At 65.9% G+C, this 1,635-nt stretch carries 2 protein-coding genes; both read right to left on the bottom strand.

Annotated features, from left to right (window positions below; genetic code table 11):
- Positions 1 to 650, bottom strand: a 650-nt coding sequence (locus Pph01_RS42415) for an ABC transporter permease (RefSeq protein WP_204078934.1), incomplete at its 3' end; no start/stop codon positions are given.
- Positions 647 to 1,591, bottom strand: coding sequence for an ATP-binding cassette domain-containing protein (locus Pph01_RS42410; protein WP_204078933.1), 945 nt, complete (start codon positions 1,589 to 1,591; stop codon positions 647 to 649). The genes Pph01_RS42415 and Pph01_RS42410, both read right to left, overlap by 4 nt.
- Positions 1,592 to 1,635 lie beyond the last annotated feature (44 nt).

Genomic DNA, 1,635 nt, shown 5'->3' with positions numbered 1-1,635 from the left:
AGTCCGCGCAGGGTTTCGATGATCGAGGTGAAGGGCTGGTATTCGGCGAATTGCCTGGCGCCGGGTCCCATCTTGTCGGCTGGGACGAAGGCGCTGCTCAGGAAGGGGAGGAGCATCAGCGGGACGGCGGCCAGGCCGGCGGTTTCCGGGGTTTTGGCGGCGAGGCCGAATGCGACGGTCAGCCAGCCGATCGCCAGGACGGTCAGTGCGATGATGCCGATCACGCCGAGCCACTGGAGGAAGCTCGCCTCTGGTCGGAAGCCCATCAGCAGGGCGACGCCGATGATGACGGTGATGGCGACCAGGCTGCGGAGCATGGTCACGATCACGTGGGCGTTCAGTACGGCGGCGCGGGAGATGCGCATGACGCGGAGCCGGTTGATGAAGCCGGTGGTCATGTCGGAGTTCACGGCGATGGCGGTGGGGCTGATGCCGTAGCAGATGGTCGTCATGATCAGTCCGGGTGTGGCGTAGTCGGCGTAGTTGACGCCGACGCTGAAGGCGTCGCCGAGGACGTAGACCATTAGGAACATCAAGACGATCGGCATGATGACGGCGTTGAACAGGGCCAGGGGGTTGCGTGTCGTGTGGCGGAGGTTGCGGCGCAGCATGGTCGCCGAGTCGGTCAGGGAGGCGGAGATGGCGTTCATCGGGCGGTGACTTTCTCGTTCGCGTGGCCGGTGAGGGTGAGGAAGACGTCGTCGAGGTCGGGGGTGTGCACCGACAGTTCTTCGACGTCGATGGAGTGCTGGTCGAGTTGGTCGAGCAGTGCGCGTAGTGATGTGACGCCGCCGTCGCCGGGGACGCGCAGGGTCAGTTCGTCGTCGTCTGTGGTGGAGGCGGGGAGGAGTTGTGCCGCGGCGTGGAGTGCGTGTGGGTCGGTGAACCGTAGCCGGATGTGGCTGCCGGGGATCTGGCGCTTGAGTTCGTCGGCGGTGCCTTGGGCGACCAGCCGGCCCTGGTCGAGGACGGCGATGCGGTCGGCGAGTTGGTCGGCCTCTTCGAGGTATTGGGTGGTGAGGAAGATGGTCGTGCCGTCGGCGACGAGTTCGCGGATGATCTGCCACATGGTGCGGCGGCTGCGGGGGTCGAGTCCTGTCGTGGGTTCGTCCAGGAAGATGATCTGGGGTTCGCCGACCAGGGTCATGGCGAGGTCCAGTTTGCGGCGCATGCCGCCGGAGTAGGACGCCGCGGGTTTGCTCGCGGCTTCGCTCAGGTCGAATCGGTCGAGCAGCCGGGCGGCGATTTGTTTGCCCTCTGTCTTGGGTAGGTGGAGGAGGTCGGCCATGAGCAGGAGGTTTTCCTCGCCGGTGAGCAGGTCGTCCACCGAGGCGAACTGTCCGGTGACGCCGATCGCGGCGCGTACCGCTTTGGTTTGGGTGACCACGTCGTGCCCGGCGACGATTACCTTTCCGGCGTCGGGGGCCAGCAGGGTGGTCAACACGTTCACCGTCGTGGTCTTGCCGGCGCCGTTGGGTCCGAGCAGGGCGAAGATCGTGCCGGCCCGGACGTCCAGATCGATGCCGTCGAGCACGATCTTGTCTTTGTAGGACTTTCGCAGCCCCGAGGCCGCAATCGCTGATCCGTTCATGGCGGCAACAATCGCCGCCCGCCCTGATACCAGGCCGTCGCCGT

Source organism: Planotetraspora phitsanulokensis (assembly GCF_016863295.1).
GTDB lineage: Bacteria > Actinomycetota > Actinomycetes > Streptosporangiales > Streptosporangiaceae > Planotetraspora > Planotetraspora phitsanulokensis.
Note: the sequence above shows the minus strand (reverse complement) of the source record. Positions and strands in the feature narration are given on the sequence as shown.

Excerpts from the sequence above, each read along its gene's own strand:
- Pph01_RS42410 (WP_204078933.1), bottom strand. The coding sequence starts at position 1,591 with ATGAACGGATCAGCGATTGCGGCCTCGGGGCTGCGAAAGTCCTACAAA.